The organism is Jannaschia maritima, assembly GCF_030973515.1.
Taxonomy (GTDB): domain Bacteria; phylum Pseudomonadota; class Alphaproteobacteria; order Rhodobacterales; family Rhodobacteraceae; genus Jannaschia; species Jannaschia maritima.
On sequence record NZ_JARGZA010000007.1, the window covers coordinates 123,237 to 147,106 of the forward strand.

The 23,870-nt window shown below is 70.3% G+C and carries 22 protein-coding genes; 11 read left to right on the forward strand and 11 right to left on the reverse strand.

Annotated elements, in window-relative coordinates; all coding sequences use genetic code 11:
- The first annotated feature begins 18 nt into the window (after positions 1 to 18).
- Entirely contained in the window at positions 19 to 1,437 is a 1,419-nt protein-coding gene (locus tag P0084_RS08670) for an MFS transporter (RefSeq protein WP_308916433.1), read from the forward strand.
- A 316-nt stretch (positions 1,438 to 1,753) separates the two neighbouring features.
- Here the strand turns inward: P0084_RS08670 and rpsU are convergent, their stop codons facing one another.
- Entirely contained in the window at positions 1,754 to 1,960 is a 207-nt protein-coding gene (gene rpsU / locus P0084_RS08675) for a 30S ribosomal protein S21 (RefSeq protein ID WP_308916528.1), read from the reverse strand.
- A 126-nt stretch (positions 1,961 to 2,086) separates the two neighbouring features.
- Between rpsU and P0084_RS08680 the strand changes: the two genes are divergently transcribed.
- Positions 2,087 to 2,782, forward strand: coding sequence for a COQ9 family protein (locus P0084_RS08680; RefSeq protein ID WP_308916434.1), 696 nt, complete (start codon positions 2,087 to 2,089; stop codon positions 2,780 to 2,782).
- Positions 2,783 to 2,800: 18 nt separating this feature from the next.
- On the opposite strand, the gene P0084_RS08685 is transcribed toward P0084_RS08680, so the two are convergent.
- Entirely contained in the window at positions 2,801 to 4,867 is a 2,067-nt protein-coding gene (locus P0084_RS08685) for a tetratricopeptide repeat-containing sulfotransferase family protein (protein ID WP_308916435.1), read from the reverse strand.
- A 120-nt stretch (positions 4,868 to 4,987) separates the two neighbouring features.
- Between P0084_RS08685 and P0084_RS08690 the strand changes: the two genes are divergently transcribed.
- A complete protein-coding gene (locus P0084_RS08690; protein WP_308916436.1) occupies positions 4,988 to 5,680 on the forward strand; it encodes a Hint domain-containing protein in 693 nt (230 codons plus the stop codon).
- A 32-nt stretch (positions 5,681 to 5,712) separates the two neighbouring features.
- Complete coding sequence (locus P0084_RS08695) at positions 5,713 to 6,891, forward strand: phytanoyl-CoA dioxygenase family protein (RefSeq protein WP_308916437.1); 1,179 nt, start codon at positions 5,713 to 5,715, stop codon at positions 6,889 to 6,891.
- A 28-nt stretch (positions 6,892 to 6,919) separates the two neighbouring features.
- Here the strand turns inward: P0084_RS08695 and P0084_RS08700 are convergent, their stop codons facing one another.
- Entirely contained in the window at positions 6,920 to 7,420 is a 501-nt protein-coding gene (locus P0084_RS08700; protein WP_308916438.1) for an Lrp/AsnC family transcriptional regulator, read from the reverse strand.
- A 154-nt stretch (positions 7,421 to 7,574) separates the two neighbouring features.
- On the opposite strand from P0084_RS08700, the gene trxB reads away from it, so the two are divergent.
- Both trxB and P0084_RS08710 read left to right on the forward strand, forming a co-directional pair.
- Positions 7,575 to 8,585, forward strand: coding sequence for a thioredoxin-disulfide reductase (trxB, locus tag P0084_RS08705; RefSeq protein WP_308916439.1), 1,011 nt, complete (start codon positions 7,575 to 7,577; stop codon positions 8,583 to 8,585).
- A 310-nt stretch (positions 8,586 to 8,895) separates the two neighbouring features.
- Entirely contained in the window at positions 8,896 to 9,267 is a 372-nt protein-coding gene (locus P0084_RS08710) for a response regulator (RefSeq protein WP_308916440.1), read from the forward strand.
- Positions 9,268 to 9,299: 32 nt separating this feature from the next.
- Here P0084_RS08710 and P0084_RS08715 read toward each other — a convergent pair whose 3' ends face one another.
- Together P0084_RS08715 and P0084_RS08720 are read right to left on the reverse strand one after the other, a co-directional pair.
- Entirely contained in the window at positions 9,300 to 9,530 is a 231-nt protein-coding gene (locus P0084_RS08715) for a DUF1150 family protein (RefSeq protein WP_308916441.1), read from the reverse strand.
- Positions 9,531 to 9,577: 47 nt separating this feature from the next.
- A complete protein-coding gene (locus P0084_RS08720) occupies positions 9,578 to 10,003 on the reverse strand; it encodes an Hsp20 family protein (protein ID WP_308916442.1) in 426 nt (141 codons plus the stop codon).
- A 137-nt stretch (positions 10,004 to 10,140) separates the two neighbouring features.
- Between P0084_RS08720 and P0084_RS08725 the strand changes: the two genes are divergently transcribed.
- The 3 genes from P0084_RS08725 to P0084_RS08735 are packed head-to-tail and all read left to right on the forward strand — an operon-like array spanning position 10,141 to position 11,944.
- On the forward strand, positions 10,141 to 10,386 hold the full coding sequence (locus P0084_RS08725) for a YdcH family protein (protein ID WP_308916529.1): 246 nt from the start codon (positions 10,141 to 10,143) through the stop codon (positions 10,384 to 10,386).
- Positions 10,383 to 10,874: a 5-(carboxyamino)imidazole ribonucleotide mutase gene (purE, locus tag P0084_RS08730; protein ID WP_308916443.1), complete on the forward strand. Its 492-nt coding sequence runs from the start codon at positions 10,383 to 10,385 to the stop codon at positions 10,872 to 10,874. Before P0084_RS08725 ends, purE begins: the two co-directional genes overlap by 4 nt.
- The gene (locus P0084_RS08735; protein ID WP_308916444.1) at positions 10,871 to 11,944 is read left to right on the forward strand and encodes a 5-(carboxyamino)imidazole ribonucleotide synthase; all 1,074 of its coding nucleotides are present in this window, start codon (positions 10,871 to 10,873) and stop codon (positions 11,942 to 11,944) included. The genes purE and P0084_RS08735 overlap by 4 nt, the downstream gene beginning before the upstream one ends.
- A gap of 38 nt (positions 11,945 to 11,982) precedes the next feature.
- Here the strand turns inward: P0084_RS08735 and P0084_RS08740 are convergent, their stop codons facing one another.
- The 6 genes from P0084_RS08740 to P0084_RS08765 all read right to left on the reverse strand — a co-directional run bounded on the left by P0084_RS08740 (position 11,983) and on the right by P0084_RS08765 (position 20,544).
- Complete coding sequence (locus tag P0084_RS08740) at positions 11,983 to 12,219, reverse strand: DUF3253 domain-containing protein (RefSeq protein WP_308916445.1); 237 nt, start codon at positions 12,217 to 12,219, stop codon at positions 11,983 to 11,985.
- The gene (gene ileS / locus P0084_RS08745) at positions 12,216 to 15,233 is read right to left on the reverse strand and encodes an isoleucine--tRNA ligase (protein ID WP_308916446.1); all 3,018 of its coding nucleotides are present in this window, start codon (positions 15,231 to 15,233) and stop codon (positions 12,216 to 12,218) included. The genes P0084_RS08740 and ileS overlap by 4 nt, the downstream gene beginning before the upstream one ends.
- 239 nt (positions 15,234 to 15,472) lie before the next feature.
- Positions 15,473 to 16,048: an HdeA/HdeB family chaperone gene (locus P0084_RS08750; protein ID WP_308916447.1), complete on the reverse strand. Its 576-nt coding sequence runs from the start codon at positions 16,046 to 16,048 to the stop codon at positions 15,473 to 15,475.
- A 368-nt stretch (positions 16,049 to 16,416) separates the two neighbouring features.
- Entirely contained in the window at positions 16,417 to 18,066 is a 1,650-nt protein-coding gene (locus P0084_RS08755) for an FAD-dependent oxidoreductase (RefSeq protein ID WP_308916448.1), read from the reverse strand.
- Positions 18,066 to 19,091 carry a YcjF family protein gene (locus tag P0084_RS08760; RefSeq protein ID WP_308916449.1) on the reverse strand — a complete coding sequence of 342 codons (1,026 nt, stop codon included), beginning with the start codon at positions 19,089 to 19,091 and terminating at the stop codon, positions 18,066 to 18,068. Before P0084_RS08760 ends, P0084_RS08755 begins: the two co-directional genes overlap by 1 nt.
- 55 nt (positions 19,092 to 19,146) lie before the next feature.
- Complete coding sequence (locus P0084_RS08765; RefSeq protein WP_308916450.1) at positions 19,147 to 20,544, reverse strand: YcjX family GTP-binding protein; 1,398 nt, start codon at positions 20,542 to 20,544, stop codon at positions 19,147 to 19,149.
- 101 nt (positions 20,545 to 20,645) lie between these two features.
- Between P0084_RS08765 and truA the strand changes: the two genes are divergently transcribed.
- The gene (gene truA / locus P0084_RS08770) at positions 20,646 to 21,413 is read left to right on the forward strand and encodes a tRNA pseudouridine(38-40) synthase TruA (RefSeq protein WP_308916451.1); all 768 of its coding nucleotides are present in this window, start codon (positions 20,646 to 20,648) and stop codon (positions 21,411 to 21,413) included.
- Between the two features lie 60 nt (positions 21,414 to 21,473).
- Positions 21,474 to 23,834 carry a hypothetical protein gene (locus tag P0084_RS08775; RefSeq protein ID WP_308916452.1) on the forward strand — a complete coding sequence of 787 codons (2,361 nt, stop codon included), beginning with the start codon at positions 21,474 to 21,476 and terminating at the stop codon, positions 23,832 to 23,834.
- Positions 23,835 to 23,870 lie beyond the last annotated feature (36 nt).

The following is a 23,870-nucleotide window of genomic DNA, read 5'->3' on the forward strand; positions in this document are numbered from 1 at the left end:
GAGGGGCGGCAGGGAATCATGGCCAACGCGCTGCCCCTGCCCTGCCACGACGCCCCGCGCGCCGACCACGCAGACTGTCCCAACCCCCGCGCCACGCTGACCGCCACGGTCATCGCATCCAGCTTGGTCTTCGTGTTGGGCTCCATCGTCAACGTGGCCCTGCCGCAGATGCAGGACGGGTTCGACGTGAACGCGGCCGGTGCGCAATGGATCGTCAACGCCTATCTGCTGCCGCTCGGGGCCTTCGTGCTGATCGGCGGCGCATTGGGGGATCATTACGGCCGGCGGAGGGTCTTCGTGTGGGGCCTCGCGGTCTTCGCGGCATCCTGCGTCGTGTGCGCCGTGGCTCCCACGTTCGAGACGTTCCTGGCGGGCCGGGTCCTGGAGAGAATCGGCGCGGCGCTTATCGCCCCCACCTCGCTCGCCATCCTGTCGGACGCGTTCACGGGGCGCGCGCGGGGCGCGGCCATCGGGACCTGGGCCGGCGCGGGTGCCGCGGCGGGCGCGGTGGCCCCCGTCGCGGGCGGCGTGATCGTGGACGCCGTCGGCTGGCGCTGGTGCTTCGTCGCCGTCCTGCCCCTCGTCGTACTGGCGATGTGGCTCGGCGCGACCAGATTGCGCGAAAGCGTGGCCAAGGGTTCCGAACGCGCGCCGCTGGACTGGGCGGGTGCGGCATTGGCGGCGGGCGGTCTGCTGGCTGCGATCTGGGCGCTGGTCGCCCTGCCGGAGCGGGGGGCAACCCCCGCCACGATGCTGGCTGCCGCAACGGGGACGGTCCTACTGGCGGGGTTCCTGGTGGTCGAACGGGCGAAGCACGACCATGCGATGGTGCCCCTGACGCTGTTTTCGGACCGGGGGTTCACGGGCCTCTCGCTCTATACGTTCTTCCTCTATGCGGCGTTGGGCGGGCTGCTTTTGCTGCTGCCCTACGTCCTGATCCGGGATCTTGGCTACGACGCGACCGCGGCGGGGGCCGCGATCCTACCATTCCCGCTGCTCCTGGGCGTGCTCAGCCGCTGGACGGGGGGTGCCCTGACCGACCGTTGGGGCGCGCGGTCCATGCTGACCGCGGGCGCGGGTGGCGTGACGTTGGGCTTCGTCTTGTTCGCGGTGCTGGCAGGTGGAGACGGCGGATATGCCACGACGATCCTGCCCGGGCTGGTGGCCCTTGCGTTGGGCATGTCGCTGGCGGTGGCCCCCCTGACGGGCGCGGTGCTGAACGCGGCGGGCGACGACCGCGCAGGCGTCGCGTCGGGCGTGAACAACGCCATCAGCCGGGTGGGGGGCCTGGTCGCCACCGCCCTGCTGGGCCTGGTGATGTTGGGCGCGGCCGACGACCTGATCGCGGGTTTCGCGACGGCGTCCTGGGTGGGGGCGGCGCTAGCCGCGCTGTCCGCCGGGATCGCTTGGGGAATGGTGGAACGGGCGAGGGCCTGATCGATGCGGCGCGTAACGTCGGCTCTCTTCGACACGGTCGCGGTCTCGCTGCTGGCAGTGCCCGCGTTCTTCGGTGCGTTCATCCTGGGTGATATGCTGGCGATGAACCACACTTGGTGGATGCCGGCAGGTTTCTTCGCGGTCTATGCCTGCCTTATCCCGGCTTGGTTGTCACTTCGGCGGGGCGTGCGGGCTTTTCTACGCAAAGGTTCGCGTCAACGCCGATAGGCTGATGTTCCATAAGGAAAACCCCCGCCGCCATCGCGCCGGGGGTCCACATCGCGTCGGTCCCATGGGGAACCGGACGGGGTGCGACTTACATCATACCCTCGCGCTGCGCCTTCTTACGGGCGAGCTTGCGGGCACGCCGGATCGCTTCCGCCTTCTGGCGGGCGCGCTTCTCGGACGGCTTCTCGAAGTGCTGCCGGAGCTTCATCTCACGGAAGACGCCCTCGCGTTGCAGCTTCTTCTTCAAAGCGCGAAGCGCCTGATCGACGTTGTTGTCGCGTACGCTGACCTGCATTGTGGTTGTCACCACCTTTCCAAGCTAGAGTTTCGTGATGCAGGAGGTGGCCCAATAGACGGACGCCGCTAGCTTGTCCAGCGTCAGACCCGCACGCGCCAGACATCCGGAGGGACCGCAACGATCATGCAGGACATCAAGGACCGGCTGCTCGACGCGGCCCTGCCCCACGTGCCGTTCGACGGATGGACCGAACCCGCCTTCCGCGCTGCGGTCTCCGATGCGGGCATCACTCCGGCCGAAGCGCGCGCCGCTTGCCCGCGGGGCGCCGTCGATCTGGCACTGCACTTCCACCGTGCGGGCGACGCCGAAATGGTCCGCCGCCTGAACGAGGGCGACACCGCGAACCTGCGCTATCGCGACCGGGTCGCCCATGCCGTCCGCACCCGCCTGGAGATCGCGGAGGAGAACCGCGAGGCAGTCCGCCGCGGCATGACCTTGTTCGCCCTGCCCATGCATGCCGCGGATGGCCTGCGCGCGATGTGGGGGACGGTGGACGCGATCTGGAACGCGTTGGGCGACACGTCGGACGACGTGAACTGGTACACCAAGCGCGCCACCCTATCGAGCGTCTACAGTGCGACGGTGCTGTACTGGTTGGGCGACGAGTCGGAAGATCGTCGCGAGACCTGGGCCTTCCTGGATCGCCGCATCGACGGAATCATGCAGATCGAGAAGGCGAAGGCCCGCGTCCGGTCGTCTCCGGTCCTGTCACGCCTGATGGCGGGGCCGGACATGCTGCTGTCACGGATCCGAGCGCCCCTGCGGGCGGCACCGAACGATTTGCCGGGCCGATGGCGGAACCCCGCGGAGGACGTCTGAGGAAGGATGCGACCGCGTTCAGTCCGGCAACAGGTTCCGCGCCTCTAGCGCGTCCAGCAAGGGACGGATGCGCGCTTCATGCTTGCGCCATCCGCCTCGACTGTCGCGATAGACGGGGCGCCGAACCTGGGCGAAGCTGAGGGTATCGATCCGTCGCGTCTTCTCATGGAACGACAAGGCATCGGGGGTCCATTCCAGACCCGTCGCGTCATAGAGCGCGCGGGCCTGCCCTTCGGTGTCGTCCAGCAGATCCTCGTACGCGATCTCGTGGAACGCATTGGGCCGGGCGTCTCGCCAGAAACCCAGCACCCGGTCGAACAGTGCGATGTGCCGAGCGATGCCGTCGACGGTCGCGGCATAGCGCTGGGTGCCGTCAGGGAAATGGTTGCGCCACATCGATAGCGCGACGTCGCGCGGGTCGCGGCGCACGACGACGATGGCCGCCTGCGGCATCACCGCCGCCAGGGCGCCCAGATGCAGGAAGGTGTGGATCGACTTGTCCGTGAACCGCCCCTCGGCCCCGCTGCGCCGCCGGGCCGCCGCCTCGTAGGCCGCCGCCGCCGTCGATCCGTCGGGGCGCAACTCGGCCTCCAGCGCGTCGTAATACGGGAACAACGCCCCTTGCAGCACGCTCAGTTCGCCGCCCGCCGTTATGCCGGGCGCGGCCGCAAGGACCGATTCGACCAGCGTGGTGCCCGACCGAGGCAAGCCGGTGACGAAGATCGGATCGACAGTGGCCGTACCCTCGGGGGCGGTCCGAACCGCGTCCCACAGGGGGCCGGACAGACGCGCCCATTCCGCATCGTCCACCTTCGGATCGTATGGAAAGGCCTTCGCCTGCAAGTCGTTCGCCCGCGCAAGGTAATCGAAGGCCTCGTCGGGATCATAGGGTTCGATCGCACGGGCCAGCGCATAGCGGACAAGGCGGGCGTTCGGGTTCGCGTCGACCTGCGCGCGCATGACATCCAGAGCCGGATCGTCTTCGGCGAGCGTCGTGCCATAGGCCAGCGCCCGATGCGCGGTCCCGTTCGCGGGCTCCGCCGCGATGGCGGCACGCAGATCGGCCTCCGCCGCCTCGGCGTCGCCCATCGACTGCCGCAACTGCCCCCGCAGGGTCAGGGCGACGGTGTCCGTGGCGTCGGCGAGGACATCGAGGGCGGCGGCATCATCGCGGGCCGCGGCATGGGCGCGGAACAGGACCTGAGTGCGGTCGGACCACGTCGAGGGCAACTTCGAGGCTAGGCGAATGGCGGAACGCCCGTCGTGGCGGACTAGCGCCGCCTCCGCCCCCAGGCGGCGGGCCAGGGGATCCGAGGGCGCCAGATCCAATGCGCGGTCGGCCAAGGGGCCAGCATGGCGTTCCACGCCCGCAGCGCGGGCGAGGCGGGCAGCCGACAGGAGGGCGGGTGCACTGCGCGGAGCGAGGCGAACGCCTTCCAGGGCATGCGGCAGTGCTGCCAGGGGCCCCGAGATCCGCGCCGTCGCCTCCCCCAGGGCGGTGCGGAGTTCGGCCGCCCAGGGCTCGGCTTTCAGGGCGGCGGTCAAAGCCTGGGCGGCACCCCGTGGATCACCCTTGCCGCGGCGTGCGGCGGCCAGGAGCGACAGGACCTTCGCCCCCGGCTTGGCCAGGGCGGGACGCAACACACCCTCGGCGGTGGTGAAGTCGCGCTTCGCCAGGGCAGCCTCCGCCCGCCTGACGGTCCGTGCGTCGGCAGCACCCAAGCCGCGCGCGGACGCGCCGCGACCCGTGGCCAGGTCGCCCAGCGCGATGGCGAAGTGCGGGGGCATTCCGGACCGTTTCAGGACGCGCCCGAAGGACTTCGCCTCCCCCATGGCCCCGGCGGCCAGCGCGCGGTCGACCCACAGGACCGCATCGCCCTTGGCGTGCTCGAGGGCCCGGTCGAGCAGGATGGCTGCCGCCGCCGCATCGTCCTGTACCATCGCGATCCGCCCGGCCAATTGCAGCAGGCGGACGTTGTCCGGCGCATCGTGCAGGGCGGCGTCGACGGCCGCGCGTGCGGTCAGGATGCGACCGGAATCCAGCAGGCGACGGATGAGGGCGGGGTCTCTGGGAAAATCCGACATGTGCCGCCCGCTACCATGCCGGACATCGCTGTGCGAGAGCGAGAACGGCCTGTTTCCCGCATCGCCGTTGCCCGTCGCATTCCAGTCCGTTTAGGACGGCGTCCACGAAAGGGACGCGCCGTGACCGCACAACGCCCCGTGCCGATGCCGTCCGCGCAGATCGAGTGGATCGACGCACGCGGCCACGCGCTCTGGGCGGAGGCACCGGCCAGCGCCGCCGGCGATACTGCGATATCGATGTTGGCGATCCTCACGGACGATACGCCCTTGATCGGTCCGTCCGGTGCGGTAGCCGCGGGCCAGGTTGGAGCCGGCCGCATCCTGACCGGACCGGACGGTCCGCGCCGCGTCATCTGGTCGGGACGACGACCCCTCGCCACCGGGGAGACGCTTTGGCGCGTCCGGGCCGGCGCCTTCGGACCGGGCCGCCCACAGTCGGACGTGGTGCTGGGTCGCGCCGCGTTCCTGCGGCTGTCGGACCCCCGCTTGCAGCCGCTGATCGGCGGAACGACCGCCTATGCCCCCGTGGCCGCCCTTGCAGACGGGGTCCGGATCGCCGCGGTGCGCCCGCCGCGCCCGCCCGGGCTGGTGGCACTGGCCACAGGCGACCAAGCCCCGATCGCCGTGCTGGGCCTGGATGTCGCGCCATGGCATCCCGCGCAGACCGGTGCAAGCGGGCGTGGCCTCGCGCACCTGGTGCCGCCCCTGGACTGCGCCGCGTTCGCGACCGCACGGATCCCATACCTGACGAATGCGGAGGCGGCCGGCCTTCGAGAACCCTGGCCAAGGACCCCACCTTCGATGCTAGGCTGAACCCCGAACGTCGTTTGGGGGGAGGACGGATCATGGACATCGCAAGCCGCATCGCGGACCGCCGGCGTGCCGTCTGGTGGGATACGAGCCCCCGCGACGCCGCCGCGTTCGAGACGCTGGTGACCACCCCCGTCACGGCGGGAGACTGGCCCCTGGCGACGGAGGTCGCGCTGGGTCGCATTCCCGTCTACGAGGGGGATGCCATCCCCACGCGGGAGGAGGCCCGCGCCGACATGGCGGCGGAATGGGCCACCGCGTTCCTGACAGGCCCCGGGATCGTCGTCATCCGTGGAGCCGCTGAACGAGCGGTCGTGGACGCGGCCAGCGACGTCTTCGACCGCATCATCGATGCGGAACGCGCGGCGGGCACGGGTGGGGGCGACCACTTCGCCAAACCGGGAGCCAATGACCGGGTGTGGAACGCGGTGCAGAAGCATGCCTTCACCGATCCCGCGAACTTCGCGCGGTACTATGCCTGCGATGCGCTGGCGTTGGCGTCCCTGGCGTGGTTGGGTCCGGGATATCAGGTCACGGCACAGGTCAACCGGGTGAACCCCGGTGGGGCGGCGCAGGTCCCGCATCGCGACTATCACCTGGGATTCATGGATGCTGCCCAAGCCGCGCGCTGGCCGGCGCAGGCTCATGCCCTGTCGCCGGCCCTGACGCTACAGGGGGCCATCGCGCATTGCGACATGGACGCCGCGATGGGCCCGACAATGCTGCTGCCCCATTCGCAGAAGGTACCCGAGGGCTATCTCGCGTTCCACGATCCTGCGTTCCGGGACGTCTTCGCCCGTCATCACGTACAAATTCCGATGCGCATGGGGGATGCGGTCTTCTTCAACCCCGCCGTGATGCACGGCGCGGGTACCAACCGGACGTCGGATCGCAGGCGGATGGTGAACCTGTTCCAGGTTTCCAGCGCATTCGGCCGGGCCATCGAGAGCGTCGACCGCACGGCCATCGCGAAGGCCGTGTTCCCCGCCCTGTCGGAGCTGAGTGCGGACTTGGGCCGCAGCGGGACCGAGAACGTGATCTGCGCCGCATCGGAAGGCTATCCGTTCCCGACGAACCTGGATCGCAATCCGCCCAGGGACGGCATGGCGCCCCCTTCGCCCCGCGACGTGATGCGGCTGGCGCTGTCGGAGGACTGGGGGGCGGACCGGTTCGCCGGCGCGCTGGACCGAATGGCGGAGGCCGATCGACCCTGACCATGCCGGGGCACGTAACGCCGGGTCGTCAGGCGGGCTGCTTCAGCCGCTCCTCCATCACTTCGAACGGGACTCCGGGGACGTCCTTCGCGGCACGGATCACGAGGGACGTCTTCACGCTGGCCACGTTCTCCGCCGCCGTCAGTTCGCCCGTGAGGAAGGACTGGAACGTCGACAGGTCCGGCGCGACGCATTTCAGGATGAAGTCGATCTCGCCGTTCAGCATGTGGCATTCACGGACCAGCGGCCAGGACCGGGCCCGATCCTCGAACGCGGCGAGGTCGGCTTCGGCCTGACGCTGCAGGCTGACCATGGCGAAGACCTGCACCTCGAACCCCAGCGCGCGGGCGTTGACATGGGCATGGTAGCCATCGATGTAGCCCGTCTCCTCCAGCGCGCGGACGCGACGCAGGCAGGGCGGGGCACTGATGCCCACCCTGCGGGCGAGCTCGACGTTGGTCATGCGACCGTTCCCCTGCAGTTCGGCAAGGATCTGACGGTCGATCTGGTCCAAGACGTGTCGGGGCATGGTCGTTCCACCCGTGATGGCCCCGTACATGTCCCATATGGCCTCCGAACCCGCAAGATTGTTTCACCAAAGGGCAACATCGTTGCGTGTTCGACTGGGTTCCGTCGCCCGTGCGCCGCGCCTATATCGGTCCGGGGCAGACAAAGGGGCCGCCATGCCGGAGACACGTCATTCGAAGGTTCTCATCATCGGCTCGGGGCCTGCGGGCTATACCGCCGCCGTCTATGCTGCCCGCGCGATGTTGGAGCCCGTGCTGGTTCAGGGGATCCAGCCGGGCGGGCAGCTGACGATCACCACGGACGTCGAGAACTGGCCCGGCGACACCGCCATCATGGGTCCCGAATTGATGCAGCGGATGGAAGCACACGCCAGGGCGATGGGAACCGACATCGTGTCCGACCACATCGCATCCCTGGACCTATCCGAGCGCCCCTTCACCGCCACGTCCGACGGCGGCACGGCCTATACCGCCGATGCGTTGATCCTGGCCACCGGCGCGCAAGCCAAATGGCTGGGCCTCCCGTCGGAGGAACACTTCAAGGGGTTCGGCGTGTCGGCTTGCGCGACCTGCGACGGGTTCTTCTATCGTGGCAAGGACGTGGCCGTAGTCGGAGGTGGCAACACCGCCGTCGAGGAAGCCCTGTTCCTGACGAACTTCGCCAGCAAGGTGACGCTGATCCACCGCCGCAACACATTGCGAGCGGAGAAGATCCTGCAGGATCGCCTGTTCAAGCACCCCAAGGTGGAGGTGATCTGGAACCACGAGGTGGACGAGGTCCTGGGCGCACACGAACCCCGCGGCGTCGAAGGGCTGCGTCTGCGCCATGTCGGCACCGGCGCTCTGCGGGAGGTGGCCATCCATGGCTTCTTCGTCGCCATCGGCCACGCACCGGCGTCGGATCTGGTGAAGGATTGGCTCGACCTCCACAACGGCGGCTATGTGGTAACGAAGCCCGACAGCACGGCGACGAGCATTCCGGGCGTCTTCGCGGCGGGCGACCTGACCGACCACGTATACCGGCAGGCGGTGACGTCGGCCGGAATGGGTTGCATGGCGGCCTTGGAAGCGGAACGGTTCCTCGCGGAGCGTGGACAGGATGCCGGTCCGCCCCAGGATCTGACCGAACCCTTGGGCTATGGCGCGCCCGTCGATGCGGCGGAGTGACGACGCCTGATGGATTGCACGAATGCAATGCCGGATTCCGCAATCCATCCCCGGTTGAGTGCTGGCCTGTCGGAATTGCGGCACTAGCCGCCCAAAATCCGTTATGACACCAGGATCATTGGTTTTTCGGCGATCGGCGAGTCGCCCCGAACGTGACACGATCGCATCACGATGCCCAACGCAGCATCACCGCCGAAAAAGTCGGCGGAACCGGCCCCGGTCATCGGGGTTGGGCCTGCAAGCCGGGATGGACCCGGTACGATAACAAACGCCCTTCTGCCGCTAGGCGGCACCGGGCAGGGACCGTGCTATGTTGGACGATCTGAACATACTCATCGTGGAGGACGAAGCGCTGCTCGCGATCGATCTATCCATGACGCTGGAAGACGAGGGCGCGACCATCGCGGGCCCCTGCATGACGCTCGACGCCGCCCTCGAAGCGCAGGCGGGGGCCAAGCTGGACGCCGCCGTGCTCGATGTCGATCTGCGAGGGCAGGCCGTGTTCCCGCTGGCCGATCGTCTGAAGGCCGATGGAACGCCCTTCGTGTTCCATACGGGCCGGGCCAACCTCGCAGAGTTGCGTGCGCGCTATGGGATCGACGTGCCGATCCTCATGAAGCCATCCCGCCCCTCCGACGTCGTCGACGGGTTGACGCAGGCCGTTCACAGACCGATCGCTTGACGACCCTTCTTAACTTGTGCCTCGGGGCCCGGTCAGTGGACGCTGACCGGGTTCAAATCGTTCTGACGCGCCAGCGTGAAGGCTAGCCTGCGGTCACCGACCAGGGCGACCTGCTCGCCGTCGGAACGATACAATGCATAGAGTTCGTCCAGACCACCCTCGCGGGCTTCGTTCTGGACCGCCTCCGGCAGTTCGTCCACCTGCACCTTGCGCACATAGACCGTTCCACTGCCGACCGCGTCGGCGTTCCATTCCTGTGACATCCGACCGTTCTCCATGTTCGTGTTGGCTCGACGACGTGACACGCGCTTCATGCGCCGCCGCCTTCGGGCCCCGCCTCTATGCGGATCGTCTTCACAACGTTCTCGGGCACCGTTCGTTGCAACGCGATGTGCAGCAGACCGTCGCGGAGCGTGGCACCGGACACTTCCACCCCTTCGGCGAGCACGAAGGCGCGCTGGAACTGGCGGGCGGCGATGCCACGATGCAGGTAGACACGCTCGTCGGCATCACCGGTCCGTCCGCGGACGACGAGCTGCCGATCCTCCAACGTGATGGAAAGGTCGCCTTCCGCGAAACCGGCCACGGCCAGCGTGATGACGAAGCCATCCTCGCCGGTCTGCTCGATGTTGTAGGGAGGGTACCCGTCCGAAGTCCGGGCAGTGCGTTCGACCAGGCGGTCGAGTTCCTCGAAGCCCAACAGGAACGGGTGCGTCCCGAAGGTCGGTCTGGTCATGGCGCGGGTCCTTGCCGTCAAGCGATCCGTTCGGCCGCGGCCCGAATTCGGCACCGCAACGGATCGGATGTGGGGATGGACGGAGCCGGTTGCAACCGCGCCACCTTGGCCCGCCCGGCGCCGGCGTGTATCGGTCCATGCAACCGAAGGGGGGCCCACTCGTGACCGACACGCCCGACGAGATGTCGCGGGAGGACGTGATGCGTGTCCGCCTGTCCGTCCTGCGTCAGGAACACCGCGACCTCGACGACGCCATCGCCGCCCTGGAAGCGCAGCCCCGCCCCGACATGCTGACCGTGCGTCGCCTGAAGAAGCAGAAGCTCGGGCTGCGCGACCGCATCGCGAGGATCGAGGACGACCTGACCCCGGACATCATCGCATGACCGTGGACGAGGCGACGTTGGTCGGGATCGTCATGGGTTCGCAGTCGGACTGGCCGACCATGCAGGGGACCGCCGACATCCTGGCGGAACTCGACGTCCCGCACGAGGTCGCGATCGTGTCCGCCCATCGCACGCCGGATCGGTTGTGGACCTATGGCCGCGATGCGGCGGGGCGGGGGCTGAAGGTAATCGTCGCGGGCGCTGGGGGTGCCGCGCACCTGCCGGGCATGATGGCTTCGAAGACCACGCTGCCGGTGATCGGCGTGCCGGTCCAGACCAAGGCGCTGGCGGGCGTCGACAGCCTGTACTCGATCCTGCAGATGCCGCGCGGATACCCCGTGGCAACCATGGCGATCGGTGCCACGGGCGCGACGAACGCCGGCCTTATGGCTGCCCAGATCCTCGCGCTTTCCGATACGCGGCTGGCGGCCCGCCTTCGGCAATGGCGCGACCGGCTGAGCGAATCGATACCGGAGCGGCCCGAATGACACCCCTGCCCCATGGCGCGACCATCGGCATCCTCGGCGGCGGGCAGTTGGGGCGGATGCTCGCGATGGCGGCGGCGCGGTTGGGCTATCGCACGCACGTCTTCGCTCAGGCCCCGGCGCCCGCCGCGGACGTCGCGACGCGGTGGACGCAGGCGCCGTATTCGGACGCGGTCGCCCTGGACGCCTTCGCGCGCGATTGCGACGTCGTCACATCGGAGTTCGAGAACGTGCCCCTCGGCGCCATCGCTGCCGTGTCGAAGGTCGTTCCCGTTTTCCCCGACAAGCGCGCCATGTCCATCGCGCAGGATCGCCTGCGCGAGAAGGATTTCCTGACGGGGATCGGGCTGCGCTGCGCAAGGTACCGGGACGTGCCCAGCGAACGGGCGCTGCACGCGATCCTGGCCGATCTGGGGCCACCGGCGATCCTGAAGACCCGGTCGATGGGCTATGACGGCAAGGGGCAGGTCACGATCCGTTCTATGGACGAGGCGGCGGAAGCCTATGCGGGCATGAAGGGCGCCCCGGCCATCCTGGAGGAGCGGATCGCCTTCGAGCGGGAGATCAGCGTCGTCGTCGCGCGCGGGCAAGATGGGCAGAAGGCCATCTATCCACCCAGCGACAACGTCCATCGGAATGGCATCCTGCGCGAATCCACCGTCCCCTCGACCTTGCCATCGGCGAGGCTGGCCCGGGCCATGGCGATGGCCCGCACGGTGGCCAAGGAACTGGACTATGTCGGGGTGCTGGCGGTCGAGATGTTCGTGTCCGACGACGGCATCCGCGTGAACGAGATCGCGCCGCGCGTCCACAACTCCGGCCACTGGACGCAGGCGGGTTGCGCCACCGATCAGTTCGAGCAGCACATCCGCGCCATATGCGGCCTGCCCCTAGGCGACGAACGGGCGCATCTGATGGTGCGGATGCAGAACCTGATCGGCGACGACATCGACCAACTGCCCGAGATCCTGAAGCAGCCGGACGCGCAGGTCCACCTCTATGGCAAGGACGAGGCCCGCCCCGGCCGCAAGATGGGCCACGTCAACTGGCTGAGCTATCCGACGATCACGTGACGGCTTCCGCCCGAACGCGATTGCTCCGACAATCCGTCTCAGAGCCGGGGCACAGCGCTCAACCGGATCGGCCCCCGCGCCGTGCGCACGTCCACCACCGCCCCGCCCTGCGTCGCGCGCAGGCCTTCCGCCGCCGCCACGCGGCGCACGTCGTCCATCAATGGCCGCCATTCGTCGGGGGCCAAGCGTCGCGCGGCCTCCGACGGGCAGAAGGTGCGGCCCGTCCGCTCCGCCGCCAGGGCATGGAGGACGGCGGCGATGGCGGCGTCTGTCATCCCAAGGCGGCGTCGCAGCGCCCGCAGACGCCGTCGTGGCCATGCTGACCGACATCGGGCAGCACCTTCCAGCACCGCAGGCACTTGCCGCCCTCGGCATGCGCGAACACCACCGCGACGCCCTCGGTGCCCTCCATCCGGAACGCATCGTCGGGTGCGGCATCGGTTGTCACGGTGATCTCGGACACGATGCACAGATCCTCGAACGGCAGATCGTCGAGCAACGACTTCGTGTCGGCATCGACGTGCACCACCGGCGCGGCCTCCAGCGAGGCGCCAATGACCTTATCGCGGCGCGCGATCTCCAGCGCACCCGTGACCACGCGGCGCACGGCGCGCACGCGGGACCAGCGGGCTGCCAAATCCTCGTCGCGCCACGTCGGTTTCGGCGTGGCGAAGTCCTGCAGGTGGACTGATTCTTCGTCGCCGGGGAACCGTTCCAGCCACACCTCCTCGGTGGTGAAGGGAAGGATGGGGGCCAGCCACGTCGTCAGGCGCCGATGCAGGATGTCCAGCACGGTCAGGGCGGACCGACGCCGCAACGAATCCCCGTCGCAATACAGGGCATCCTTGCGGACGTCGAAGTAGAAGGCCGACAGGTCCAGCGTGCAGAACTGGAAGATCGCCTGCCATACGCCGGCGAAGTCGAACACCGCGTAGCGGTCCCGGACAAGGTCGTCCAACTCCGCCAGGCGGTGCAGGACCCAACGTTCCAGTTCCGGCATCTCCAACGGGTCGGCCGCTAGCGCGGGGTCGAAGTTGGACAGCGACCCCAGCATGAACCGCAGGGTGTTGCGCAGGCGGCGATAGCTGTCGGCGACGCCCTTCAGGATCTCCGGCCCGATGCGGTGGTCGGCGGTATAGTCGACCTGTGCCACCCAAAGGCGCAGGATGTCCGCACCGTACTGATCCACGATGCTCTGCGGGGCGACGATGTTGCCTAGCGACTTCGACATCTTCACGCCCTTGGCGTCCAACGTGAAGCCGTGCGTGACGACCGCGCGATAGGGCGCGCGCCCGATGGTGCCGCAGCCCTGCAGCATGGAGGAATGGAACCACCCGCGATGCTGATCGGTCCCTTCCAGATAGACGTCCGCCAGCCCGTCGCCCGTGCCGTCGTCCCGGTCGCGCAGGGTGAAGGCATGGGTCGAGCCGGAATCGAACCACACGTCCAGGATGTCCATGACCTGATCGTATGCATCGGGGTCGTGGTCGTCGCCCAGGAACCGCGCCTTCGCGCCGGGCTCGTACCACGCATCGGCGCCTTGTTCCTCGAACGCTTCGACGATGCGCGCGTTCACCGCGGGGTCGCGCAGCAGGAAGTCGGGATCGTCCGCCTTGGCGCCCCGCTTGGTGAAACAGGTCAGCGGAACGCCCCACGCGCGCTGACGCGACAGGACCCAGTCGGGGCGCGCGGCGATCATGGAATGCAAGCGGTTGCGGCCCGTGTGAGGGGTCCACTCCACCAGCTCGTCGATCGACGTCAGAGCCCGGGCACGCACGGTCTCGCCATAGGTGTCCTTGCCGTCACCCACGGGGGCGTCGATGGCGGCGAACCATTGCGGCCGGTTCAGGCGCAGCACGGGCGCCTTCGACCGCCAGGAATGGGCGTCGCTGATGGTGATGCGCTGCCGGGCCAGCAGCGCGCCGACCGCCACCAGCTTGTCGATGACCGCCCTGTTGGCGTTCCCCGGCTTGCCGTCGGGCCGGATGATCGCCTCGCCCCCGAAGAAGGGCAGGTCCGCGCGAAGCGTGCCGTCGGCCTCGACGTTGTAGGTCATGGGATCGCCGTCGAACCGGTCGCGATGGGCAAGGACGACCTGATAATCGTCGTCGCCGTGCGACGGGGCCGAATGGACGAACCCCGTCCCCGCATCGTCGGTGACGTGGTGGCCCGGCAGGAGGGGCACGTCGTAGTCCCATTCACCCTCCGCGCCCTCCGCCCCGCGCAGGGGGTGGGCGCAGATGATCGCGGCCAGTTCGTCCCCCTGCACGGGGCGCAGGCGCCTGTACATCGTATCGTCCAGGCGAGCCGCGGCCATGACCTGCGGCGCCAGCGCGTCGGCGATCAGGTAGGTCTGCCCGATCTCGGCCCAGCATTCCACCGGCCGGTCGGTCACCTCGTACAAACCGTATTCGATGTCGGGGCCGAAGCAGATCGCGCGGTTCGACGGAAGGGTCCAGGGCGTGGTGGTCCAGATCAGGACGCGCGCGGCCTCCAACTGCTCCTGACGACCCAGGTTGGCGGCCGTGATGTCGGCCCGGGCATCCTGCCGCTCCTCCTCCTGCGGGATGGCGGTCTCCGCGTCGTACAGATCGGACTGCGCGTCCACGACGGGGAACGCGACCCAGACCGCATCGGTCTGACGGTCGTGGTACTCCACCTCCGCCTCCGCCAGGGCCGTCTTCTCGACGGGGGACCACATCACGGGCTTGGAGCCCTGATACACGAGCCCGTTCATCAGGAAGGTCTGGAACTCCGCGGCGATCACGGCCTCCGCGTGGCGGTCCATCGTCAGATAGGGATGCGCCCAGTTGCCGGTGATGCCCAGGCGCTCGAACTCGCCGCGCTGCACGTCGACCCACCGGGCGGCGAAGTCACGGCATTCCCCCCGGAACTCGATCACCGGAACGGCGTCCTTATCGCGCCCCTTCTTGCGGTACGCCTCCTCGATTTTCCACTCGATCGGCAGGCCATGGCAGTCCCAGCCGGGGACATAGCGGCTGTCGAAGCCCATCATCTGACGCGACCGGACGACCATGTCCTTCAGGGTCTTGTTCAGGGCATGCCCCATGTGAAGGTGCCCGTTCGCATAGGGCGGGCCGTCGTGGAGCACGAAGGACGGACGGTCGCCCGCCGTCGCGCGCAGGCGGTCGTACACGCCGATGCGGGCCCACCGCTCCAGCCAGCCGGGCTCGCGCTTGGGCAGGCCCGCGCGCATCGGGAAGTCGGTGCGCGGCAGGTTCAGGGTAGCCTTGTAGTCGGGGGCGGTCGTGGTGTCGTCGGCACTCATGGTCTCGGCGTCCTCGGGCGGGCGTGGTGGGGGCATGCGACGGCGGCGCGATGCGGATCGGCGCCTGCGGACCCGGCCGCCCGCGCGCTGGCGTCAGGCGACCGGGACCGGAATTCGGTCCCCTGTCCCGTATCGATGCCCGTACCGCGTCATGCCGTGCCGAAGTCCCAGACGGCCCGCAGGCGCGCGGGCCGCGTCTTCCTTAGTCGCGGGCACGATCCTCGTCCAGGGGCGGACGATCAGCCATCGTCGGCGCGGAACAGCCGCAGCAGGGTCTGGGAATCGGGACGCCCGGTCTCCGGCAGGCCGTTCCGCCCCTGGAACGTGGTCAGCGCCTGAACCGCATCGGCGTCGAATCCGGTCGCGTCGGCGGGCAGCAGGTCGCGGGCGATCAAGGCGTCGCGGATGCGGTCGACCACCGCCTCGTAGAGTACGAGCTGATCGTCGCCCGTGCCGATGCGGGCCAGCCCGCTCTCCTCCGTCAGGGCGTCGGGGCGCAGGAACGCGATATAGGCCGCGGCGGCATCCACCAGGCGGGCCTGCGGGTTGGCCTGGCAATAGCTGACGATCTGGGCGGTCGAGACCTCCAGCGGCTGCCATGGGGTGAGGTCGAACACCTCCGTCTCATAGGCGTTCGCGGCGGACAGGAAGCCGCCCAACCAGAAACCGATCGCGCGATACGCGTCCGGATCGTCGGTCTGCGACGACACGACCCGCTTGCAGGACGCGTTGCCCGGCACCTCGATGGCGCCGGTCTGCGCCGTGGCCGGAGAAGCGCCGAGTGCGAGGAGCAGCGGAAGGAAGAGATAGCGCATTGCGGTCACCGGGATGCAGGACGGGGTCGGAGCGACGGTCCCACCGGCGCGACAGACATGCAAGCACCTCCGGTCGTCGCCCCCGCGCCATGGCGGCACCCGGGCCGACGTCGATGCGGGACGGGGCGCCTCCGACACGGGGCTTTCGGGAAACCGTCACGTTCCGTTAACGCGATGTTCACCCTTCGGACGGATGGTCCGATACCGGGAGGTGCATCATGTCCATCGTACTCGTCGCGACGTTCCTCGGCACGGCCGCCATCGTCTTGACCCCGCTCCTGCTGCCGGTCCGCACCAAGCGGCGGCGCTGAGGCCGGCCGGGACCACGCGTCCGACGGTTCGGGCCATGGAACGCCGGCTAGCCGGTCCTAACCCCGCGAGTCCTGGGACCGCAGCACCGTCTGCACGTGGTCCCACACCCGGCTGATGACGACCGATCCCTCGCCCACCGCGCTGGCCACGCGCTTCACGCTGCCGGCGCGTACGTCGCCCACGGCGAACACACCCGGACAGGACGTCGCGAAGGGGCTGTCGGACCCGACCGGCTCCCCCGTCAGGACGAAGCCCTTGTCGTCCGTCCGCACCAGATCGCTGATCCACCCGGTGTTCGGCGCGGCACCGACCATGATGAACGTCGCGCGCGTGTCGATGCGGTCGTCCCCCGCTTCGACCCCGTCGCCTTTCAGGCGCACCTCCTCCAGGTGGTCGCGGCCCTCCAGAGACGCGATCTCCGTGCCGAAGCGGACGCGGATGCCCGGATCGGCTCCCAGCCGCTCGGACAGATAGGACGACATGCTGTCCGCAAGGCTGTCGCCGCGCACCAGCAGATGCGTGCACCGTGCATGGCGCGACAGGTACATCGCCGCCTGCCCCGCGGAGTTCCCGCCACCGACGATCACGGCATCGGTACCCCGGCAGAACCGCGCTTCGATCTCGGTCGCGGCATAGTAGATGCCCGCCCCCTCCAGCTCCTCCAACCGGTCCAGTGGCAGGCGGCGGTACTGCACGCCCGTCGCGATCACGACAGCGCGCGCGCAGGTCCGGACCCCATCGTCTAGGGTGACGCAGAAGGCGCCGCCCGAAAGCCGTTCGATCGACGCGGCCCGGCGCGGCACCGCGAAGCGGGTGCCGAACTTCATCGCCTGAACCTCGCCGCGCCAGCAGAGATCCCCGCCAGATATCCCCGTGGGGAAGCCCATGTAGTTCTCGATCCGCGACGACGTCCCCGCCTGGCCGCCGATGGTCGCATCCTCGACCACCAGGGCGGACAACCCCTCCGCCCCCGCATAAACGGCCGCCGCGATGCCGCCCGGGCCGCCGCCCACGATCAGGACGTCGTGGACGACCGCCTCGTCCAAGTCGAGATCCAGGCCGAACAGCGCAGCGACCTTGCGGGGGGTGGGGTCCGCGACGACCCGATCCTTGCCGAACAGGACCGCGGGCTCGTGCTTGGCGATGGAGCACACCTCCGCGATCTCGCCCGCCTCCCCGTCTCCGACGTCCAGGGTGCGGAAGGGGATCCGGTTTCGCGCGGCGAAGGCGGCGATGGCGCGGATATCGCGGTCGCGGTCCATGCCGATCAGCGTCAGCGAGGCGTCGTTCGACTCGATCAGCCGCCGCCGCCGCGCCGCCATCACGGTCACGATGATGTCCGACATCTCCGGCACCTGGCTCATGCATTCGAGCATCGGCTCCCGGTCCACCACCAGCAGACGGCTGTCCTGCACCGTGCGCATCGCCAGCATCGAATTCGCGCCCGTCAGGAACCCGATCTCGCCCACGAACTGGCCGGGACCCAGCGTCGCCCCGTCGCCATAGCGACCGCCCGTGACGGAATCGACGGCCTCCACCTCGCCCTCCAGCAGGTAATGGAACCGGTCCATCGGCTGACCCAGTTGGACGAAGGTGGTGCCGGCGGGCACCTCCACCTCGCGGCCCAGGGCGCGCAGGCGCTCGACATGGGCGTCGGTCAGGGGGGTGCGGACCATGGTCCGCAGATCGGCGGCGAGCGTTTCCATCAGGCGATGTCCTTGGCGTTGGCGTCCTTGGGATCGAACAGGCCCGTCAGGGCGCGGCTCAGCAGGGCGGTGATGCGGGGCGGGCGTTCGTGGGCGAAGGGCAGCGGGCGGCACACCTCCATGGCGGCCAGGCCCACGCGGGCGGTCAGGGCCCCGTTGACGGCCCCCTCCCCGAAGCGCCGGGACAGCTTGGCCAGCAGGCCCCCGCCGGCGACGGAATGGATCAGATCGTCGCCGACCGCGACCGCCCCCGTGGCGGCCAGATGCGCCAGCACGGTCCGCGCCAACCGCCACGACCCCAGCGTCCCAGCCCGCCCGCCATAGATTAGCGCGATGCGGCGGATCATCCGTAGGTTGCTGGCCGCCGCCGCCGCGACGTCCGCCAAGGCGATGGGCACGAAGGCGGTGATCAGCGCGACCTGGCGGGTCGCGGCCTCCACCTCGCGCGTGGCGGCGAGGTCGAGGGGGACCAGCAGCGTGCGCTCCGCCAGGGCCAGCTGCGCATCGGCGTCGAACACGTCGCCCGTGCGCGCCGCCAACTCGGCCCGCCCCCATTCCGTGTCCGGGCGCCCCGCATAGAAGGCGGCCAAACGGTCCGTCAACGCGCGGGCGGCGGCCAGGTCGGCGACCGTGGCGGCCTTGGCGTGGAAGTGGTCGATCCGCGCCAGGCGCGAAAGGGCCGACACCTCGCGCAGGATCACCGCCAGAGCGGCCAGCACGAAGGCTGCGACGAGGGCCAGCGCGATCCAGCCGAGCACGACGTTGCGCGCGATCAGCCCGGTGACGAAGTCCCAGGCCGCGACCGACGCTGCGAAGGCCAGCAGCGCGGCCAGCGTACCCCACAGCCAGCGCCCGAGGCCCCGCTGCGGACGCGCGGCCAGGACGGCCAGCGTCTGCATGGCGCGGCCCGAAGACGTGTCGGGCGGGGGCGCCTCGTCGGGGATCGGTGGCGCGGCCGCCGGATCGGACGCCGCCTCGGCGTCCAGATCGATCAGCACGGGGCGGCGCGGGCGGGACTGTGGCATGCGCTCGAAGGTATGGAGGGGCGGGGGGGATGCAAGTGGCGCCGTCGGGGTGGCCTCACAGCCTGTCGCCGAACAGGAACTCCGCAGCCCGGTCCATGCGGATGTGCGGCGGCCCCTCCCCGCGGCGAAGGGTGCCGGGGGCGGGCGCGAAGTCCATGAGGTCGTAGTCGCCGTCCCCCCAGCCGTCCGCTCCGGCCCGGGCCTGTCCCAGCAGCCGCATGGGATCCTCCGGCAGCGCGCCGGGATGCAGGGCCACCCGCCGGCCGTCGAGCAGGTGCCCGCGGATCATGGCCACCGTTTCGTCGCCGACCTCGCGCGTCTCCTCCGTCGTGGTGCGCAGGCTGGCCAACGCCAGGGCCTTCGTCGTGGCGCCCGCGAAGTCGGCACGATCGCGGGCATCGCGGACCATTGCCTCCAAGATGGCCTGCAGACGGGCGTGCTGCGTGTGGTGCAGGTGGTCGGCCTTCGTGGCCGCGAACAGGATCCGGTCCACGCGCCGCAGCCCCGCCAGCGACATCAGCCAACCGATGCGGCCCGGCCTGAACGCGCGCAGCAGGTCGGTCATCGCTTCGCGCATCTCGGCCACGGCGCCGGGGCCGCGGCGGATGGCCCCCAGCACGTCCAGCAGCACGACCTGCCGGTCGAGCCGCGCGAAGTGATCGCGGAAGAACGGACGCACCACCTGCGCCTTGTAGGCCGCGAACCGGCGGGCCAACTCGCGCCGCAGCGTGCCGCGGGCATCCGTGCCGGGCGGCAGGGGCGCAAAGGTCAGGACGGGCGAGCCGTCCATCTCGCCAGGCAACAGGAACCGGCCCGGCGTCAGGTCGTAGGCGCCCGCGTCCCGCGCGGCGTGCAGCGCGACGGTGTAGGCCCGGGCGAGGGTCTGGGCATCCCCCTCGTGGAACGGTCCGTCCGGGTCGATGCCGGCAAGGGCGTCCGCATAGGACGTGACGCCCCAGGTCGCCAAGCGCGTCAGAGCGCGGGCGGACCAGGCGTCGAAGCCCTGATCCATCAGGGACAGGTCCAGGAGCCATTCGCCGGGATAGTCGACGATGTCCAGATGCAGGACGCGCGCGCCGGACAGGCCCGACAGCATGCCCCCCTGCCGCACCCGCAGCGACAGCCGCAGCTCGCTGACGGCGCGGGTGCTGTCGGGCCAATGGGGGGTCGGTCCGGTCAGGGTGTGGAGGTTGCTCTCGTACTCGAAGCGGGGGACCGTATCGTCCGGCTGGGGCTGCAGGAACGCGGCCTCGATCCGGGACGACGCGGTCAGGGCGGGCATCCGACCCCGGTCGATCATGTTGGCGACCAGCGACGTGATGAACACCGTCTTGCCGGACCGCGCCAAGCCCGTGACGCCCAGGCGCAGACCGGGATCGAACAGGCCGGCGACGCCATCCACGGCGCCGCCCACAGCGCTTCCCACCGCGTCCGCGACCCTGCCGATGACCATGTGCGTCCCTTCCCTGCCGTCCGCGCCAGATAGGGGTTTCCACGAAGACGGGGAAGGGATGCGGTTTGACGGCGAACCGGCGCGCCACTAGGGGCCCGACCATGCCGCGCCACGCCTTGAGGATCGAATACGACGGCCGGCCCTTCGCCGGCTGGCAACGACAGGCGGACCAGATCACGGTGCAGGGCGTGCTGGAGGCCGCGCTCGCGCGCCTGCAGGGGGCGGACCCGCGGGTCGCGGCCGCGGGGCGGACGGATGCGGGCGTGCATGCAACCGGACAGGTCGCGCAGGCCGACATGGTCCGCGCCTGGGATCCGTTCCGGTTGGCGGGCGCGGTGAACCAGCATCTGAAGCCCCATCCCGTCGCGGTCACGGCCTGCGCCGCCGTCCCGGACGACTGGCATGCCCGGTTCTCCGCGATCGAACGCCGGTACACGTTCCGCATGGTCGCGCGCCGCGCGCCCCTGACGTTGGAGGCCGGGCAGGCGTGGCGGGTGCCGGGACCGCTGGACCCGGACGCGATGGCGGAAGGGGCCGCGCATCTGCTAGGCCGGCACGACTTCACGACCTTCCGCGCATCGATCTGCCAGGCGGACAGCCCGGTGCGCACGCTGGACGCACTGGAGGTCGAGTCCGTCCCCCGCCCCGACGGACTCGAGGTGCGCCTTCACCTGCGAGCGCGCAGCTTCCTTCACAATCAGGTGCGCTCGATCGCGGGCACGCTGGAACGCGTGGGCGCCGGTGCGTGGCCCCCGGCGCGCGTGGCGGCGGCTCTGTCCGCGCGCGACCGCGCTGCCTGCGGGCCGGTGGCGCCCCCCGACGGGCTGACGCTGACGGGTGTGACCTATCCGACCGATCCGTTCGCCTGACGCTTCGTCGGGCGAATCGTGGCTTCCGGTTCCCGCGGGATGCGTGCTAGCGTCGGCGCCATGACACCCAGGCTGGCCCTAGACCTGTCGTCCGATGGCATCGCGGTCCTGCTGCGCGCGCCCGACGACGGGTGGTGGCGCGTCGGCACCGTGCGGTTGGACGATCCCAAGTTCGACGCCACCCTGGAACGCCTGCGGGACATCGCGGTGGGCCGGGCGGACGGCACGGCGGACGCCTATGTCGTCCTGCCGGACGATCAATTGCTGTTCACGACCCTCGATCGCGACGACCGCAAGCCGGACGACACCATCCGTCAGCACCTGCAGGGGCGAACTCCCTATGCGGTGGAGGATCTGGCCTTCGACCACGTCCGCCGCGGCGATCGGCTGCAAGTGGCGGTCGTCGCCCGCGAAACGCTGGCCGAGGCGGAAAGCTTCGTCCTGCGACACGGCTTCCGCGCGGTCGGCTTCTGTGCCGATCCGGATCGGAAGGTGTATGGCGGGGTTGCCTGGTTTGGGCCCGCCGCCGGCCTGTCCGGCCCGGCCCCGGTGCGCCCGGACGGCGGGTTCGCCGCCACCCCCCTTCCTCCGGAGCCGAAGGCGGAACCGCCCGCGCCGGCCGAACCGGTGCCCGCCTTCTCGTCGCGCCGCAAGCCCGACCCGACCGCGCCCGCGCCGCGCCCGCCCGCTCCCCCCAAGCGCGTCAGCAAGCCCGTGGCGGCAGCGGAACCGCGCTTGACCGCCCTCCCCGTGGCCGGGGATGGGAAGGCGGACGCCAAACCTCTGCTCACGACCGGATCGGATGCCGCCCCGAAGGCGCCGGCCCGACCGGAAGAACGACCCGCAGCCACTCCGCGACCGGATCCGAAGCCCATGCCCGCCGCGGCGAAGCGGCCCGCGCCCGCCGACGAAGGACTGCGCATGGCACTGCCGGGCGTCGCGCGCGAAGACGCGAAGGCGCAGACCGGCCGGCGCCGCCGGGGCACCGGGCTTCTGGTCACCGCGGCCCTGCTGGCCCTGATGGTCGGCCTCGCGGTGCTGGCCGGCCTGTTCCTGCGGGACGCGCCGCAAGCGTCCGACGCGACGGCGGACGCGGTGATCGCGACGCTGCCCCCGGACGATGCCGAAGGGGGCGGACCGGCGGCGCCCCAAGCGACGCCCGCCCCGGTCGACCTCGCCGCGATGCTGCCTGAGGGCGCCCCCGCCACGACGCCGGTGCGGAACGCCCCCGAGGCGGCCTTGCCGCCGCAGATCGTCCCCACGCCCGCTGACGCCCCCCGCCCCATCCCGGTGGCGGCGACCGCGGACGGCGCCGCGGCGCCCGATGCGGCGGTGCCTGCACCAGACCGGGACGGGCCCGTCGTCACCGATCTCGTCCCCATCCAGCCACTGGATCCCGCGCCGGCGGAGGCGACCGAAACCGCAGCGGCGACGCCCGACGCGGCACCCGACCGGCAGGCGGCACCCCCCCCCGTCGCGGCGGCCGGGGACCCGGCGCCCGCCATCGTCGCCAATGGCGAAGGCCCAACGGACATCGCGGCGTCCGACCCGGGGGAGGGGACCGCCGCACCCGCCGCCACACCCGCCGCCACGGTTCTGGCCGCACTCGATCCGACGACCGACGGCATCCGCGCTGCGGGGGGCTATCGCCTCGTCGCTGGCCGCCCCGACGTGATGCCGCGTCCGCGTTCGGCCAGGCGCCCGGGTGACGACGCGGCCGACTCCACGGCTGCGCCGGTCGACCCCGCCCTGGCCCTGCCCCGTCCCGGGGCGCGTCCGGATGGAACGTCCGCATCGGTGGCCGAGGCCCCGGTCGCGCTGGCGGCCTGGACCGCCGAGGCTGGGCCGCGCCCCTCGCGCCGCCCCAGCCGCGTGGTGAATCCCGGTCGGGACCCGGAAACGGTGCGCGAGGAGGTGGCCGCCTTGACCGCCGCGCAGGAGGCCGCCGCCGCCTCGCTTGCCGCGATCCGGGCCGAGAACGCGGAGGAGGCGGCCCCCGTCTCGCGCTTGGCGCTGGACCGTTCGGGCCGCCCCGCGATCCGCTCGAACGCGGTCGAGCGGCGCGCGGCGCAAGTCGCGCAGCAACGGCGCGCGCAGCGCCAAGCCGCCGCAGCGGCGCCGGCCCCCGCCGCGGCACCCGCGCAGCAGGCCGCGCGCACGCCGCAGATACGCGACGCGGGCGGCAACGTCGCGCGCGCGGCGACCAACCGGGACGTCCTGCGCCTGAACCAGACGAACCTGATCGGCACCTATGGCAGCGCGGGATCGCGCCGCGCCCTCGTGCGGATGTCGAACGGCCGGTACGTCAAGGTGAAGGTCGGCGACAGGCTGGACCGAGGTCGCGTGGTCGCCATCGGGGATGGGGTCCTGCAATACCAGCGGGGTGGCCGCAATCTCGTGCTTCGCCTCCCGCGTGCATAGCGGGACGGTCTTCCGCCATCCCTTTCGACACGAAGA

Bases quoted from the DNA above. Each gene is read 5' to 3' on its own strand.
- P0084_RS08670 (WP_308916433.1), top strand. From the start codon at position 19: ATGGCCAACGCGCTGCCCCTGCCCTGCCACGACGCCCCGCGCGCCGAC.
- rpsU (WP_308916528.1), bottom strand. From the start codon at position 1,960: ATGCAGGTCAGCGTACGCGACAACAACGTCGATCAGGCGCTTCGCGCT.
- P0084_RS08680 (WP_308916434.1), top strand. From the start codon at position 2,087: ATGCAGGACATCAAGGACCGGCTGCTCGACGCGGCCCTGCCCCACGTG.
- P0084_RS08685 (WP_308916435.1), bottom strand. From the start codon at position 4,867: ATGTCGGATTTTCCCAGAGACCCCGCCCTCATCCGTCGCCTGCTGGAT.
- P0084_RS08695 (WP_308916437.1), top strand. From the start codon at position 5,713: ATGGACATCGCAAGCCGCATCGCGGACCGCCGGCGTGCCGTCTGGTGG.
- P0084_RS08700 (WP_308916438.1), bottom strand. From the start codon at position 7,420: ATGCCCCGACACGTCTTGGACCAGATCGACCGTCAGATCCTTGCCGAA.
- trxB (WP_308916439.1), top strand. From the start codon at position 7,575: ATGCCGGAGACACGTCATTCGAAGGTTCTCATCATCGGCTCGGGGCCT.
- P0084_RS08710 (WP_308916440.1), top strand. From the start codon at position 8,896: ATGTTGGACGATCTGAACATACTCATCGTGGAGGACGAAGCGCTGCTC.
- P0084_RS08715 (WP_308916441.1), bottom strand. From the start codon at position 9,530: ATGTCACAGGAATGGAACGCCGACGCGGTCGGCAGTGGAACGGTCTAT.
- P0084_RS08720 (WP_308916442.1), bottom strand. From the start codon at position 10,003: ATGACCAGACCGACCTTCGGGACGCACCCGTTCCTGTTGGGCTTCGAG.
- P0084_RS08725 (WP_308916529.1), top strand. From the start codon at position 10,141: ATGCAACCGAAGGGGGGCCCACTCGTGACCGACACGCCCGACGAGATG.
- purE (WP_308916443.1), top strand. From the start codon at position 10,383: ATGACCGTGGACGAGGCGACGTTGGTCGGGATCGTCATGGGTTCGCAG.
- P0084_RS08735 (WP_308916444.1), top strand. From the start codon at position 10,871: ATGACACCCCTGCCCCATGGCGCGACCATCGGCATCCTCGGCGGCGGG.
- P0084_RS08740 (WP_308916445.1), bottom strand. From the start codon at position 12,219: ATGACAGACGCCGCCATCGCCGCCGTCCTCCATGCCCTGGCGGCGGAG.
- ileS (WP_308916446.1), bottom strand. From the start codon at position 15,233: ATGAGTGCCGACGACACCACGACCGCCCCCGACTACAAGGCTACCCTG.
- P0084_RS08750 (WP_308916447.1), bottom strand. From the start codon at position 16,048: ATGCGCTATCTCTTCCTTCCGCTGCTCCTCGCACTCGGCGCTTCTCCG.
- P0084_RS08755 (WP_308916448.1), bottom strand. From the start codon at position 18,066: ATGGAAACGCTCGCCGCCGATCTGCGGACCATGGTCCGCACCCCCCTG.
- P0084_RS08760 (WP_308916449.1), bottom strand. From the start codon at position 19,091: ATGCCACAGTCCCGCCCGCGCCGCCCCGTGCTGATCGATCTGGACGCC.
- P0084_RS08765 (WP_308916450.1), bottom strand. From the start codon at position 20,544: ATGGTCATCGGCAGGGTCGCGGACGCGGTGGGAAGCGCTGTGGGCGGC.
- truA (WP_308916451.1), top strand. From the start codon at position 20,646: ATGCCGCGCCACGCCTTGAGGATCGAATACGACGGCCGGCCCTTCGCC.
- P0084_RS08775 (WP_308916452.1), top strand. From the start codon at position 21,474: ATGACACCCAGGCTGGCCCTAGACCTGTCGTCCGATGGCATCGCGGTC.